Annotated in this window: 11 protein-coding genes; 5 read left to right on the top strand and 6 right to left on the bottom strand. The window is 35.6% G+C overall.

Annotated elements, in window-relative coordinates:
• Positions 1-7: 7 nt before the first annotated feature.
• Positions 8-2941: a PD-(D/E)XK nuclease family protein gene (locus ACOVO2_RS01275; protein WP_421768229.1), complete on the bottom strand. Its 2934-nt coding sequence runs from the start codon at positions 2939-2941 to the stop codon at positions 8-10.
• Positions 2942-3019: 78 nt separating this feature from the next.
• A complete protein-coding gene (locus ACOVO2_RS01270) occupies positions 3020-4333 on the bottom strand; it encodes a cryptochrome/photolyase family protein (protein ID WP_421768228.1) in 1314 nt (437 codons plus the stop codon).
• Positions 4334-4449: 116 nt separating this feature from the next.
• Between ACOVO2_RS01270 and ACOVO2_RS01265 the strand changes: the two genes are divergently transcribed.
• The 3 genes from ACOVO2_RS01265 (at position 4450) to ACOVO2_RS01255 (ending at position 6709) form a co-directional block, all read left to right on the top strand.
• The gene (locus tag ACOVO2_RS01265) at positions 4450-5175 is read left to right on the top strand and encodes a hypothetical protein (protein WP_421768227.1); all 726 of its coding nucleotides are present in this window, start codon (positions 4450-4452) and stop codon (positions 5173-5175) included.
• A gap of 111 nt (positions 5176-5286) precedes the next feature.
• On the top strand, positions 5287-5622 hold the full coding sequence (locus tag ACOVO2_RS01260; RefSeq protein ID WP_421768226.1) for a DUF6984 family protein: 336 nt from the start codon (positions 5287-5289) through the stop codon (positions 5620-5622).
• A 49-nt stretch (positions 5623-5671) separates the two neighbouring features.
• Complete coding sequence (locus tag ACOVO2_RS01255; protein WP_421768225.1) at positions 5672-6709, top strand: serine hydrolase domain-containing protein; 1038 nt, start codon at positions 5672-5674, stop codon at positions 6707-6709.
• Positions 6710-6732: 23 nt separating this feature from the next.
• On the opposite strand, the gene ACOVO2_RS01250 is transcribed toward ACOVO2_RS01255, so the two are convergent.
• The gene (locus tag ACOVO2_RS01250) at positions 6733-7944 is read right to left on the bottom strand and encodes a WG repeat-containing protein (RefSeq protein WP_421768224.1); all 1212 of its coding nucleotides are present in this window, start codon (positions 7942-7944) and stop codon (positions 6733-6735) included.
• A gap of 164 nt (positions 7945-8108) precedes the next feature.
• The gene (locus tag ACOVO2_RS01245; RefSeq protein ID WP_421768223.1) at positions 8109-9353 is read right to left on the bottom strand and encodes an ABC transporter permease; all 1245 of its coding nucleotides are present in this window, start codon (positions 9351-9353) and stop codon (positions 8109-8111) included.
• A 269-nt stretch (positions 9354-9622) separates the two neighbouring features.
• Here ACOVO2_RS01245 and ACOVO2_RS01240 point away from each other — a divergent pair, with 269 nt between their 5' ends.
• The gene (locus ACOVO2_RS01240; protein ID WP_421768222.1) at positions 9623-10885 is read left to right on the top strand and encodes an asparagine synthetase B; all 1263 of its coding nucleotides are present in this window, start codon (positions 9623-9625) and stop codon (positions 10883-10885) included.
• A gap of 376 nt (positions 10886-11261) precedes the next feature.
• Here ACOVO2_RS01240 and ACOVO2_RS01235 read toward each other — a convergent pair whose 3' ends face one another.
• On the bottom strand, positions 11262-12746 hold the full coding sequence (locus ACOVO2_RS01235) for a hypothetical protein (protein ID WP_421768221.1): 1485 nt from the start codon (positions 12744-12746) through the stop codon (positions 11262-11264).
• 386 nt (positions 12747-13132) lie between these two features.
• Here ACOVO2_RS01235 and ACOVO2_RS01230 point away from each other — a divergent pair, with 386 nt between their 5' ends.
• Positions 13133-15118 carry a M1 family metallopeptidase gene (locus ACOVO2_RS01230; protein ID WP_421768220.1) on the top strand — a complete coding sequence of 662 codons (1986 nt, stop codon included), beginning with the start codon at positions 13133-13135 and terminating at the stop codon, positions 15116-15118.
• Here ACOVO2_RS01230 and folB read toward each other — a convergent pair.
• On the bottom strand, positions 15115-15468 hold the full coding sequence (folB, locus tag ACOVO2_RS01225; RefSeq protein WP_421768219.1) for a dihydroneopterin aldolase: 354 nt from the start codon (positions 15466-15468) through the stop codon (positions 15115-15117). The two genes, ACOVO2_RS01230 and folB, sit on opposite strands and share 4 nt — an antisense overlap.
• Positions 15469-15501: the final 33 nt, after the last annotated feature.

Below are 15501 nucleotides of genomic sequence, written 5' to 3'. Positions count from 1 at the left end.
GCAAATTTTATTTACCACAAATCCCACGGAAGTCGCATCTTTCGCAAGTTTTGATTTCGGTTGTTTGGACGAATGGTATTTCTGGGTTCAATAAATCGGTAATAATTTGGGTCAAAATTTCTTCGGACTTTTCAATAAAACCAAAAATCGTTGGGTCACTTTCAAAACTCAAATTTACTTCTAATTTTTCTTTTAAATTACGGAATGAATAAATTTTAGCTGTAACACCATAATTTTCAAACTTTTCTCCACCAATGATGAGCTTTCGCTCATTCATTGATTTTGTAACAAGGTATTGGTACAACCAAAGTTGGCGTAATTTTTCTTTATCAGGGTCTCGGAGTGCTTCTTCCAAAGTTAGGTCTTTGGGAGTTTCCAAATCTTTCGCAACTACTTTTCCCGTTTTATAATCAATAACTTTTAGGGTCTTTCCTTCTCGCTCAATTCTGTCGATTCGACCAGCAATTTTTATTTTCTGATTCTTCCCAAGAATATTTTTTTCGTAGATAACTTCAATGAGTTGTTCGGCTTCAATTACCTCAATCGGAAAATTTTGAACCTCACGTTGGCTCACAAAAAAATCTTTTAATAATTGTTCGGCTACTTGTTTTAATAAATAATTCATACCCGACTCAACCACAAAACCACCGAATTTTTCTTGGTAAGCATCGTCAAGTCTTTTTTCTAACTCACTGATAATCTTTTCGATATTTTCCTCAAAAATTACTGGACCATAATCTTTGTCGATTTTTTCTAAGGTATTATGAATCCAGGTTCCGAAAACGTCCGCTCCAAAATTTTCATCAATTTCTTCTCTCTTTGAAATTTTTGCAACTTTATCGAAATAGAACTGCAATGAACATTTTAAGTAATTACTCAGCGAAGTTGGGTAAATTCCTTTTTCTGCAATAAGTTTACTTATATTCTCAAGGATTTCCTGATTCTTAAAAATCTCAATTTTATTAATTACATCTGCATCATTATCTTTCCCAAAACTTATCTTTGGATACGACAATTTAATATTTTTATTTTCTTTTACCAATTCATTTTCTATCTGTAAAATAAATCTACTCTTTTCGCTACCTCCGCCCCCAAGTCCTTCGCCATTTGGAATTACATACAAAATATCAATTTCTTTAGCTCTCTGCAATAATCTAAAAAAATGATATGACATTACAGCGTCTTGGTCGGAATGCACTGGTAGATGGTATTCGATACAGGCATCAAACGGAATCAAAGAATTTACATGTTTGGCCGATGGTAAAATTCCCTCATTCACCGATAGAATAATCACTCTTTCGAAATCCAGACATCGAGTTTCGAGCATACCCATAATTTGTAAGTTTGAAACTGGCTCACCGCTAAAGGGTATTTTTTCTTGCTTGATTAACTCATATAGAAAATGTTTGAAGCTTCTCAAACTCAAGTCTTTATTCTGAAATAGTATTTTTTCAAGACGGTGTAATATAGTAAGAAACAGATAAAGGTATTCGGTTTCGATAGCATCGTTTGAATCTCGGTAAACATTTCTGAGTTCGTCAATCAAATCATAAAATGCAAAAAGAGCTTTTTGCGGATTTTCTCCCCAACGTGAAAACAATATTTTGAAGATAGGTTCATTTTCACCTAATTCCAACATTTCATCCTGACTCAGATATACTGCGTTTCTCTTCAAAATTTCAGAAAGTGTTTTTCTAAAAACTGTTCTTTCCTGAGATTTTGCTTTAATATCGGCCGCATACTTTATTTGTTCATAACGTCTTATAAACGGATGGTTCAATACTTTGAAAATGTGCCGATGACTAAACTTTGGCATTTTTACAGTACCACCATCTCTTGTTTTAAATTCTGCAATATTTTGTTGAAGTTCAAAAATTGCGTCAATCAATGTAAATAACATTGAACCACGCAATGAAAGTCCCATCGTAATATTAAAATCGGAGATTCGTTCGTTGAGGGAATACATAACTGGCTGTAATAAATTTTCATCGGCCAGTACAATAACTGTTGGAACATCAGGGTTGTCAGCAACAGCTTCAGCATAAAGATGTCCAGCAACTTTGGTCTGAAGTGTAGCATTCTCCACTCCTATTATTCTCATCTGTTTCTCACCTTTGAGTAATTCATCGGTTTGCCAATTCCATTTTCCAAACCTACCGCTATTTTTATACGTACGCAATAGCGAGCCAGCTTTATGATTATACTCCGGACTCATAAAGTAGGTATCAGCATCCCAAAGAGTTTCGGCTCGGTTAGTTTTCACGAGGGTTTCAATAATTTTTTCTTCGGAGGCACTTAGGGCATTGAAACCGATAAAATAGTATTTTTCAAAGATAATAGAATTTTCATTCTTCTCGACCAAGAGCTGTTTAACTGATTCTGCTAAAATGCGATAGGCCATTCCTCGATATGCCAAACCTTTTTCGGTAAGCGATTTTTGCAAATCAGTATAAACATTATAAATATTTTCGAAGAGTTTGAAATATTTATCAAGAGTCGGAGTAATCTCATAAGCCTGACGGCCATTGTCTAGTTGCGAAGGGTTCCATCTTTCCAACACCTTTGCCTCACTCATGTATTCAAATATCGATTTGGGATTATCGACCAAATATAAATCAATCGTATCAAAATCACGGAGGAGTGTCGGAGCCCAAGAAATAAATCTTTCAAACTTTACCTCGGGGTCGTATTTTTTAAAAGTCTCGTACAATTCAAATAGCAAACTCACTGCATCTATCTGATTGACTCCCGACATTTGCATAACAAAATCATCAATGGCCAAAATCTCAGGCGAGATAAATGGCACATCAGAAAATTTTGAAAGTGCTTGTTTGAAATAAAAAACTGCTCTACGACTCGGCAATACCACACAAATATTTTTTAGCTGTACGAGTGGATGTTTTTCAAAAATATATTGAGCCGATTGATTAAGAAATGTCATTTTTGTTGGATTACTTTTGATTTAGAGCCAAAACCCTCAATCAAAAATACACACTTCGGCCCGAAGTAGCAAATCATTCTACTTTTTATCTAAGGCATCTTTATAGGCTTTCAGTACTCGTTCGCGAGCAAAAGAGTGGTCAACGATTGGTCGGGGATACTCAAAACTATTCAATTCTGGAATCCATTTTTTAATATACTTTAACTCTGGGTCGAATTTCTTAGTCTGAGAAGTTGGATTAAAAATTCGGAAATACGGAGCGGCATCACAGCCACTACTCGATGCCCACTGCCAACCACCATTATTGGCAGAGAAATCGAAATCCAATAATTTTTCAGCAAAATAGGCTTCACCCCAACGCCAATCAATCAATAAATGTTTTATCAAAAAACTGGCAGTAATCATCCTGACTCGGTTATGCATAAAACCTGTTGCGTTGAGCTCTCGCATACCCGCATCCACTATCGGGTAACCTGTTTTTCCTGCACACCATTTTTTAAATTCAGTTTCGTTGTTTCGCCAAACTATATTATCGTATTCTTTTCTAAATGATTTACCTTCGGCTATATGAGGAAAATGGTAAAGAATATTCATGTAGAAATCTCTCCAGATAAGTTCATTCAACCATTTTTCATTGAGAGCCAAAGCCTTCTGCGTAAGTTTTCTGATACTCACAGTACCGAAACGAAGATGAACACTCAGTCGGCTTGTTCCGAGAATTGATGGAATATCACGAACTTCATCGTATTTTTTTATCAACTCTTCTCGCAATTCTTTTTTCGGAAAAACGCTTCCTGTTTCGATAAAACCAATTTCATTCAAAGTTGGCAAATCATAAAGATTTGAATTTATGAAGTTTTGGAAGTATTGTTCGGTAGGATAAGATTTCAAATAAAAATCATTGAGTGTTTCTTTCCACTTTCTGCTGTAGGGTGTAAAAACCGTATAAGGAGTACCAGCCCCGCTTAAAACTTCATTTTTCTCAAAAATGGTTTGGTCTTTAAAAGTATAAAAAGCTATTCCATTCGTATTCAATGTTTCCCCTACCTGCTTGTCCCGTTCGATAGCATATTTTTCGTAATCATGATTGGTATAAACCTCGGCAATATCAAAATCTGAAATCAATGTTTTCCATACCTCAAGAGGAGAACCATATTTCACTAATAATGAAGAACCAAAAGATGTAAGTTGCTCTTGGATTTCGACGAGAGCATGATGGATAAACTCCACTCGCTGGTCTTTCTTATTTTCGAGTTTGTCTAAGATATTTTTATCGAAAATAAAAATTGGTAAAACTTTATATCCACTTTTTAAAGCATGGTACAAGCCAGCATTGTCTTCCAAACGAAGGTCACGGCGAAACCAAAAAATAGCTACTTTTTCTTTTGTCATTATTTATCAGTTTTTTATCTATTTCTATCCTTTTTTTGTATGCACATTAAAATAAAAACTTTACATTTGAGTAAATTGTTTGTCTAAACATCAAATTCAATCAAAATTAAAAAATAATGAAAAAACTAATTGTAACTGCTTTTTCTTTCATCACATTCGGCACTTTTGCACAAGATACACCAAGTGCCGATGCTATCATAGAAAAATATTTAACGGCCATCGGTGGCAAAGAGGCAATCGCTAAAATTCAAGATTTAACCATCAGCAGTACAAGCGAAACTCAAAGAGGTACATCAGAAACCGAAATGAAATTTAAATTTCCTGACCGTTACGCAATGTCGGTTTATGCAAATGGAAACGAAGTTATGAGTACAATATACGATGGAAATAAACTAAAAAATAATAGTAGCTTCGGAGGCGGAGGTGGCCGCCCACCGATGGAAGGTAAAGAAGCACAAATGGCAGCAATGAGAAGCAATCCATTTTCAGAAACACTCTACGATAAAATGGGAATCACTCGCACTGTTGTTGGCAAAGAAAAAGTTGGCGACAAAGATGCTTACAAACTTGAACTTACCACGAGTGACGGAAAAAAATGGAATGATTTCTATGATGTTGAGTCTGGTTTGAAAGTAAAAACATATTCAGTAAACGAAACTCCAAGAGGTAAGTTTGAAAACAATGTTTTTTATTTAAACTATAAAAAATTCAAAGGAGTTGATGTAATGCTACCTTCTCAAACCAAAAGAAGTGCAGGACAAATGGGCGAAATTACTTCGGAAGTACAATCTGTAAAAGTAAATAAGGGTCTCAAGGATTCAGATTTCGTGATTAAGGAGTAAGTTGATTTCAAATATTCAATTCTCAGGGCAGATAATTTTACGGTTATCTGCTCTTTTTTTGATTTATGAAGCATAATTTCTTTAATTTTGAAGAAAAATATTAAAAATTCAATGGAAAACCGTAGAAAAATCAGAGAAAACGAACGTCATTTAATCATATTTTTATTGGAAAAATTGGGGTCAAATACAAAACAATACCCAATCAATGAAGACGTAGAAGAGTATGAAGGTGGAAAAATGGGTAGTATAAGCATGGGAAATCCTGATATTTCTCCCTATAAAGATGACCTCATTCAAGCAAAATATGTAGATTCAGATGGTACGGAGGTCGTAATTACCCTCACGCAATGTGTGAATAATCAGCTACTTGATTTGGATTTTTGGAAAGTTGACTTCTCAAAATTGATTACCTACCCCACTCCAGAAACTTTAACTTTTGCTGATTAACTTATTTTCTAAATTCGCAAGCTGAAAACTTGTACTACAACAGTATAAAATGTTACTAAAAAAAACACTTCTTTGCTCTATACTATTATGTATTTTAGCATTCCAACATTCGCTTGGACAAGTAAATAAGGTATTATCAAAACAGATTGATTCTTTGATAAATGCAAAAACCACGAAAGCATTTAGCGGAATCATTGCTATCACCAAACACGGAAAAGTACAATATTTAGCAATTAATGGATTTGCCGATAAAGAAAAGAAAACGCCTCTTAAAAGAAACGACCAATTTGTAATTGGCTCAATTAGTAAGCAATTTACTGCCGCACTAATATTGCGTGCTTATGATGAAGGGAAGCTTAGTCTCAATAGACCAATCCGAGAATATTTGCCAAATCTAAAGCTTTCTTGGGCCGACACGGTAACAACTCATCAACTTTTAACACATACTCACGGTATTGTATCATTAAATAAACCACTTGCTTTTAAAGCAGGCACACAGTATGCCTATTCTCAAATTGGTTATGATTTAATGGCACAAATTCTTGAAAGCGTTAATAAAAAATCATTTGCTATCCTTGCCAATGAATTATTCAAGAGTTGTGGAATGAACAACACTTTTCACCCAGACTTAAAAAAATACAATAATTTAGTTAAAGGTTATACAGAGCAAGAAAATGGAAAATTAATATTTGAAACAGCAACATTTGAAAATTATCCAGCAGCAGGTGGATTTATTTCTACTGTCGATGATTTAGTCAAATGGAATGAATGGTTATACTCTGGGAAGCTATTTAAACCCGCTACTTTTGAAATGATGAAAACCAAACAACTAGGGGCGGTTCGCCAACATCCTTTATTTGGCAGAACCGAATATGGTTACGGCATTACGGTTGATGATAAAGAAGGATTATTACAACTCGGGCAAACGGGGTATACACCAGGCTTTATCTCGATGAATTTCTATTTTCCAAAAACTCATACGAGTCTTATTATTTTAGATAATTTCGTTTGGTATCCAGAGGAATTAGACAAAGCATTTAGGTATCATATAGTAATTCTGAGATTTTTAAGAAATTCTCTAAAATAATTTTGGGACAGACAGCCACTAAATTATTTTGAAGTCAGTGTGCCTGCACTACTAATTACGTATTCGTTACTATTAATCAACAAAACCACACGAGCAGGCGTAAACGAATCATCGAGACTTACTAAGATTTTCTCTTTACCATCAATGTAACCTTTTTTCTTATCGAGTTTAGCAATTACTATATTACTCTCTTCATCATATTTAGGGTCGAGTGGCGATGTATACACAATTCTACCCTCTAAATCTATATAGTGAAAATTATCATTTAGTTTTACTGCCGCCATGCCTTGGTCAAAAGCAGATGCTTTATCGAACGTTGCTGGAATAAACTCATATCCCAGTCGATTCACAAAACCATATTTTTTATTGATTTTGAAAACGGCAATTCCATCTTCAAAGTCATCCAATAAATCATACCGTGGCGAAATGACCTCTTTTCCTTGGTGGTCAATAACCCCAAATTTATTATTACGCATCACTACCGCAACTCCCTCCTTAAAACTACGAACGGTCTGATAAGTAGGCTTCACCACAAAATTTCCTTTTTTATCAATCACTCCTGCCCTATTATCTAACCTCACCGAAGCCACACCCTCATGAAATGAACTTGCTAATTCATATTTTGGCTCTATCACAACTTTACCTTTTTTATTGATATACCCAAATTTGCCATTTTTCATAAACACGGCATATTCTTCCGAGAAAGGCAACGAAAACTCAAACTGATAATCAATTACTAATTTTCCTTTGGCATCAATGTATCCGTTGTGTCCGTCTTTTCCTACTAAACCTAATCCTTCACTAAATCCCATTGCGAAGTCATGGCGTGGATAAACAACAATACGTCCATTCTTATCTATAAAACCATACTTATTCTGAAAACTCACCATAGCAAAACCATTATAAAATGGCTCGCACTTATCGAAAATCAATGGGGTAAGTAACGAACCATCTAAACGAATAAAACTATGACGATTATTCTCAGTTACAATGGCCAAGCCATCTTTGAAGTCAGAAACCATATCGTATTGACAAGGAATCTGCAAAATACCTTGTCGGTTGATAAAACCGTATTTACCACCAATATTCACCTTGGCCATTCCATCATAAAAGAAAAGTCCGATGCTTTCTCTTTTCGGAGCAACAGGTTCTTCGATATGCTCTTTTTGAGCCAAACTATCGAAATAAGAAGTAAAAAAACTAAATATCAATCCTACAAATACACTTATTCTCATAGCAAAAAATTAAAATAATCTACCCAAAACATTTTAGATATTCAGATAGAGTATTCCAAACATTATGCCAAATGTATCCGTTCAATAATTTTTAGACTTAAGCCTCAACAAAAAAGCCTCATAATTCAATCATTATGAGGCTTTTTCTATCAAAATTATATCAATTATTCATATCGAAGCGATTCGATTGGGTCGAGCTTAGAAGCTTTGTAAGCTGGGTAAAATCCAGAGATAATTCCCACCAAAACACAAACCACAAAGCCCATCATTATCCAAGCCCAAGGAATTATAAAACTACTTTTATCGCTAATCACTTTTGCAATCACATTTCCGATTCCGATTCCGAGTATAATTCCAGCAATACCGCCTAAGATACATATAACGATGGCTTCCATCAGAAACTGTAATCGAATCTTAAATGGTGTAGCACCAATTGCTTTTCTTATACCAATCTCACGTGTTCGTTCGGTCACGGAAACCATCATGATATTCATCAGTGCAATTGCGGCCCCTAAAAGTGTAATAATTCCAATGCCGAATCCGCCCACTCTCAAATAGCCCGTAACTTCCTCAAAATCTTTGGCAAGTGCATCTGAGCGTTCAATCTCAAAAGACTTTGCTTGTCCAATTGCATCTTTCCTAACCCTACGCATAACTGCCTCAGCTTCTCCAATGATATAGTCCATATCCGAAACATTCTTTACAGAAGTCGTAATATCAAATGTAAGTTTTCTATTTCCTGCAATTTGTCGGCCCGTTTCAAGTGGAACCAATGCCACACGGTCATCACCTCCACCGGTGATACTACCTTTCTTTTCCAAGACCCCAATTACTTTGAATCTTAAACCTAACAATGAAATTTCTTTATCAATCGGACTTTCCTTTGGAAAAAGTGTTACGGCCAATTCATTGGCTAGAATCACTACATTATTCGTAAAATTTATGTCATTTTCACTGATATTTCGCCCTGATGCTAGTTTATATCCTTTCATATCAAGGTAATCAGTATCAATTCCACGAACTAAACTATTCGGATTGGTCTTTACTGATTTGTATTTCAACTGTGCAGAACCTGTTACGCTCGTGAAAATACTCACTGTTGCACCCGAGTTATTCTTCTGGAAAAGTTGTTTATATTGTTTGGCTTCTCTATACTCAATCGGTGGATAATCCTTGTCATTTACTCCGCCACTTCTCCGACGAAACATTCTTGGGCCTTTTATATCAAATGAATTTGCTCCAAGCCCCGCAAAACTATTATCTACCGAACTTTGCATACCATCAATGGCAGTTAGGATACCCACCAAAGAGGTTATACCAATGGCTATAATCAAGGCAGTAAGGACAGTACGCAACATATTTCCTTTGATAGAGCGTAATCCTTCGCTGACATTTTCTTTTAAATTCATGTTTTTCTTTCAGATTTTGTACAAATTGTACCTGCATTTCAATGATACAAAATTCACGAAGAGTTTTCAAAAGCACAAACGATTAAGATAGTCGATTCAACCGCTTATCACTTTTTTAAACCTAATCAGTTCTTTTTCAGTTAAAATGATTGTAATTTTAAATGTAAGTACAAAAAATCATTGATTGGCAACTAATAATCAAAAAGCGATTTCGTTGATAATTGGTATAAAGATTGCTACATTTGAATACATAATTTTAATAGAAAATAATGAAAAAACTAACACTACTTGTGCTGTTGACTTTTTCGTTATCATCAAATCTTTTTGCTAACCGCATTCTGATTCCGATGGACGAAACCCAGCGAAACCACCTAAAAGCCTATGGAATAGCTTTTTGGTTATTGAAAACACACGGAACTGAAGTAGAATGGCTACTCAATTATAAAGGTGGTAGTTTTTTATTCACGGCATCGCAAACATTTATCAACGAATGTGTGATTCGTGGTGTGAGTTATGAGGTAATCTCAGAGGCAGAGTCACAATCAATCTTGAATGTAATTGCCTCAAATGATGCCAATATGGACGCCGTAAAGTTGAATAAGGCTCCAAAAATTGCCGTTTATTCTCCAAAAACCACCCAACCGTGGGACGATGCAGTTACGCTTGTTCTTACCTATGCTGAGATTCCGTACGATAAAATATTCGATGAGGAAGTCTTAGAAAATAAACTGCCAGAATACGATTGGCTCCACCTTCACCACGAGGATTTTACAGGACAGTTCGGAAAATTCCTTCGTATGCGTGGCCAAGCTTGGTATCAGGAGCAAAAACAGGAAGCTGAAATGATTGCCAAGAAGTTTGGCTATACAAAAATCCCAGATTTGAAATTAGGCGTTTCAAGAAAAATCAGAGATTTTGTTTTCGGTGGTGGGTATATGTTTGCGATGTGTAATGCAACCGATACTTTTGATATTGCACTGGCAGCCGATGGAATTGACATTGTGGAAGCCCCTTACGATGGAGATGGAGCTGACCCTAATGCTGAAAGTAAATTAAAATATGATAATTGCTTTGCTTTCAAAGACTTCAGATTGATTACAAATCCTTATGAAATGGAGTTTTCGAGCATTGATAATCAGCAAGAAGAGCGTGGCGTAACCGAAAATAATGATTATTTTTCATTGTTTCAATTTTCAGCAAAATGGGACCCAATTCCAACTATGCTTACACAAAACCACGCAAATTTGATTAAGGGTTTCATGGGACAAACAACGGCTTTCAAGAAACAATACATCAGACCAGATGTAATTACACTTGCCGAGAATCGCTCGATTGGTGAAGCTCGATACATTCACGGAACCGCCGGCAAGGGCTTCTGGACATTTTATGGTGGCCACGACCCAGAAGATTATCAACACTATGTAGGTGAAGAGCCAACTGACTTGAATCTTCATCCAAATTCGGCAGGCTATCGTTTGATATTAAATAATGTACTATTCCCCGCGGCAAAGAAGAAAAAATTAAAGACCTAAAAACTCCAAATAAACAAGTACCCGCCTCACTTCGGTAATCGAAGTGGGGCTTTTTTATGTGCTGGTCAAAACTACTTCGGTAAGGTTTTGAAACTTGACGATATTACTGAATATTCAAAAACGATCTATTTGCAATTTAAACAGATTATTTCTGCTATTTTAAACTTGTTTTTGTTCTCATCAACTTCCACGCAATAATCAATAATTGTATTTTTCACTTAATGGTTTTGGTTATTAAGTAAAAAAAACAAATTAGACTTCTATTGCGGTTGCTCAAAATCAACGATGAAAAGGTTCTGAAACTTGCCGTTGTTAAAAATAAAAAAGCCCTACTCATAATATGAATAGGGCTTCCTTCTATACTTAAACTTATGTATTATTTACATTTACCTTCGCCACCTTCTGTGCAACAACGGTTGTAGTTTTTGCTTAAAGCTTTATACTGCTTTTCAGTAAGAGAAACATACAATTTGTTATAATCACCAAGACTTACATCTTGTTTTGTGAAATTATATGTCATTTTAACAGGAACATTGATATTTTGGTCAGCTGGTGCTACACCATCTTTAGTACAAACACTAAGGATTTTTGACAGATCACTACCACCAGAAGTTGTAAATTCATAAGCTGACTTTACAGGTACTTGGAAACTTCCAAGACAAAGATACTTCTCTGGTGTTTCACCTTTATCAAGTTTACCAGTCTTTTTGTATACACCAATAATCGTAACATCATTAGTGGCACTTTTCACACTACCATCTTTAATTTCAGTTTTTCCTAAGAAATTAATTTTTTGGTCAGCACATTTAGTTTCACCTCCACCAAATGAAGTAGAAGCACTCTCTGTGGCAGTACTTGAAGTTACTTTCTTTGAAGCCACTTCGAGATTTGGAGCAGCCGTAGTTGTTACGTTAACGGCTTTATATGCTTTACTTAAAGCTTTGAATTGATCTTCAGTTACATTCAAATATAGTTTTTCACCATCACCTACTAAAACATCATTTTTAGTGATTTTATAATTCAAATTCATCGGTAAAGATAAATTCATTGCTGCAGGAGCTGAATTGCCTTCCGTACAAACTTCAACAGTTTTTGAGAACTGTGTTTCTCCTTTCACATTGAAATCATAAGTAGAACGAACTGAAACTGGATAAGAGCCCAAAAGTAAACCTTTCGTACTACCTGAGGCAGTATTTACTGCAACAATTTCCATAGTTTTGCTTGTTGTCATAACATCACCACTACTTACTTGGCCACTTCCTGTAATATTGATTGTTTGTGTTTTACAAACCATCACAGGTGTAACCACAACTGGAGTAGTCACTGGAGGAACATAAGATGAAACTGGAACAGGATATTTAGATGGCACGTAGAATGCATTACCACATTTTTTCATGATATAGATAAAACATTGGCTTCCTTTTGCATAGACTTTAAATGTCGGAAATTCGTTTCCTAATACCGACCAAGCATATTTATGACCACGAGCGTAAGCTCCCATCCAACCATAAGTACCTGCAGGAATAATTTCAGGGATAAAAGTGCTACTTGAAATAGCAGGATCGGAGAACCCTTTATAACCTAATGCCTTAAACAATTTGTCAATTTCAACTCTACTATTTTTAGTATTTTGGCTGTAAATTGCTTTCATGTGTTCGTAAGCTGAAACACCTGTATGCTCAGGTATTTCTCCAAATTGTGGGCTTGTGCCAAGAACTTTAAGCTCAACTGGCTTCTTTTTTGACGCTCCTTTAAACACTGAGTAAGGAAGTATGTCACATCGTAAGTCACGTAGCTGGGCAATCCCTACAAAAGGTAATAGAATTGCTAAAGTTAGCACGGAAATTAGTTTAGATTTCATTTTGGTTAATTGTTAAGATTTCTGTTTGAAAAATACTCCAATCAGGTTCTAAATTAAGTTTACAGAAATAGTATATATTAAAATTTTGTGCCAATTTATGAAAAAAATACCTTTTGACAAGCTAAAATCGCATAAAATTTATTGTCTGAGTATCGACTATCATAAAAGAACTGTACCACCAGCAGTAATTTTTTATAACAATGGCATCATCTAATTTTCAATAATAATCTTATCAGAACTACTATTTACAATTTGGCAGTACCAAACAAATATAAAAATAATCGATCTCTTTAAAACGAAATTCGGTAATTTGCCGTTTAGAAAGGGCAGTTACACAGATAATGCACGCTTATATTTAACTTACATTTAAATCAATATTAAAATTCATGAAAATCAGTAAAATTTTATTGGTTTGTGCTTTAGCAGTAGCCCGTCAAGTTGAAGCTCAAACGATTTCTAAATATGACCATCGCGAAGCCTTTAATCCACTATTCAACTTTATGCCAGGAACGGCCTATCGGAGTGGAACTGGAGCACCGGGCCCAATGTATTGGCAAAATAAGGCTGATTACAAGATAAATATTAAATTAGATGAGGAAGCCAATTCATTATCAGGTGATGTTGAAATTACCTACAAAAATAATAGTCCAGACAAATTACCCTTTTTATGGCTCCAACTCGACCAAAATCAATTTAGTAATGATTCAAGAGGGGGAAAAACAACTACCATTGCAGGTGGACGCTTTGGAAATACTGGGTTTGATGGAGGATACACAGTTCAATTTGTAAGTGTTGAAAAAAATGCTCAAACTGGGAAAAAAATTACCACACGCTCGGTTTATGCCGAACATCTAACCGATGATACGCGTATGCAAATTCGCCTCTCAGAACCAATGCTTCCTAATGAAGAGGTTAAAATAAAAATTTCGTATGCTTTTAAAATTCCTCGATATGGCTCAGATCGTATGGGTAAACAAGAAACACAAGAAGGAATAATTTACGAAATTGCCCAGTGGTATCCAAGAATGGCCGTTTATGATGATATCGAAGGCTGGAACACCTTACCTTATCTGGGTGCTGGTGAATTTTATTTAGATTATGGTGATTTTGAGTATAATATTACTGTACCATACAATCACATTGTTGTTGGCTCAGGAGAATTAATCAATCCTACGGAAGTACTAACAGCCGAACAGATTAAACGATTGAATCAAGCAAAAAGCAGTGATAAAACCGTAATCATCAGAAGTGCCGAAGAAGTTAATGATGCCAAATCTCGACCACGTACTGACGGCACATTAACTTGGAAATTTAAGTGCAAACAAGCTCGTGATGTAGCTTGGGCAACCTCAAAGGCTTTTATTTGGGATGCTTGCAAAATCAATTTACCGAGTGGCAAAACCTCTTTGGCACAGTCGGTTTATCCGAAAGAAAGCAATGGAAATGACGCATGGGGGCGTTCATCTGAATACGTAAAAGGCTCGATTGAGTTTTATTCAAAATATGTCTACGAATATAGTTATCCAAGTGCAGTAAATGTTGCGGGAGTTGTTGGTGGAATGGAATATCCAGGAATTGTATTCTGTGACTATCGAGATAAAAACGAGAGCCTTTGGGGGGTAACTGATCACGAATTTGGTCATAACTGGTTTCCAATGATTGTGGGTAGCAATGAGCGTAAATATGCTTGGATGGATGAAGGGTTTAATACATTCATCAATAGTCTTTCCACGAAAAACTTTAATAATGGAGAATATTACAGCCCTGAAAATGTTCGTCAGATGACTCCTTATTATTATGACCGTGATCCTATTGCAAATATTCCAGATGTTATTCAAGACAATAATTTAGCCATTGCAGCTTATATGAAGCCCGGCTACGGTCTTACAATGCTCCGAGAATTGGTATTAGGAGAAAAACGTTTCGACTATGCTTTTAAAGAATATGTAAACCGTTGGGCATTTAAACACCCAACGCCTCTAGACTTTTTCCGCACGATGGAAGATGCAGCCGGCGAGGATTTAGGATGGTTCTGGAAAGGATGGTACCTAAACGACTGGAAAATAGACCAATCAGTAAAAGACGTAACTTATGTGCAGCAAGATGCAACAAAAGGCTCTGTTATTACGATTGAAAATTTAGAAAAAATGCCAATGCCGGTTACACTCGAAATCAAAGAAGTGAATGGAGCAAAGAAACGAGTGCAATTACCTTATGAAATTTGGCAAAGAGGTAGCACTTGGAGTTTCAGACACGATTCTAAATCTGCAATTGAGTCTATCGTTATTGACCCTGACAATAAATTGCCAGATGTCAATACGAGAAATAACCAGTGGAAGCCCTCTAAGTTGGCTATCCCTCAACCCAACTAAGGAACCGAAATAGTCACCCTCGAACGGTGGCAAATGCCTCCAAGTGGTGGATTGAATTTTGAAACATTGACCGTAACTGATTCAATGTGAGGAAATTGCAATTTTATAACTTCAATTATTTTATAAGCTATATGCTCAAGTAGCCGATGTTTTTCTTTCATAACATCGGCTACTATTTTATAAACATCTTCGTAATTGACAGTAAACTTCAATTTATCTTCCTGTGCTGCACGGCTCAAATCGGTCGTAATTTCAATATCAATAGAAAACTTACTTCCTATTTTTTGTTCTTCATCATAATATCCATGATAGGCAAAAAACTCAAGACCTTCGAGCGATATAACTCCCATATAAAACTTCGTATTTTAAAAATAAATTAATAA

The sequence above is a fragment of the Emticicia sp. genome (assembly GCF_049241225.1).
In the GTDB taxonomy this organism is placed as follows: Bacteria; Bacteroidota; Bacteroidia; order Cytophagales; family Spirosomataceae; genus Emticicia.
This window is presented reverse-complemented; position numbering and strand designations above follow the sequence as displayed.

Coding starts and splice junctions, on each gene's coding strand:
- ACOVO2_RS01240 (WP_421768222.1), top strand. CDS start 9,623: ATGAAAAAACTAACACTACTTGTGCTGTTGACTTTTTCGTTATCATCA.
- ACOVO2_RS01265 (WP_421768227.1), top strand. CDS start 4,450: ATGAAAAAACTAATTGTAACTGCTTTTTCTTTCATCACATTCGGCACT.
- ACOVO2_RS01270 (WP_421768228.1), bottom strand. CDS start 4,333: ATGACAAAAGAAAAAGTAGCTATTTTTTGGTTTCGCCGTGACCTTCGT.
- ACOVO2_RS01235 (WP_421768221.1), bottom strand. CDS start 12,746: ATGAAATCTAAACTAATTTCCGTGCTAACTTTAGCAATTCTATTACCT.
- ACOVO2_RS01275 (WP_421768229.1), bottom strand. CDS start 2,941: ATGACATTTCTTAATCAATCGGCTCAATATATTTTTGAAAAACATCCA.
- ACOVO2_RS01255 (WP_421768225.1), top strand. CDS start 5,672: ATGTTACTAAAAAAAACACTTCTTTGCTCTATACTATTATGTATTTTA.
- ACOVO2_RS01230 (WP_421768220.1), top strand. CDS start 13,133: ATGAAAATCAGTAAAATTTTATTGGTTTGTGCTTTAGCAGTAGCCCGT.
- ACOVO2_RS01260 (WP_421768226.1), top strand. CDS start 5,287: ATGGAAAACCGTAGAAAAATCAGAGAAAACGAACGTCATTTAATCATA.
- ACOVO2_RS01250 (WP_421768224.1), bottom strand. CDS start 7,944: ATGAGAATAAGTGTATTTGTAGGATTGATATTTAGTTTTTTTACTTCT.
- folB (WP_421768219.1), bottom strand. CDS start 15,468: ATGGGAGTTATATCGCTCGAAGGTCTTGAGTTTTTTGCCTATCATGGA.
- ACOVO2_RS01245 (WP_421768223.1), bottom strand. CDS start 9,353: ATGAATTTAAAAGAAAATGTCAGCGAAGGATTACGCTCTATCAAAGGA.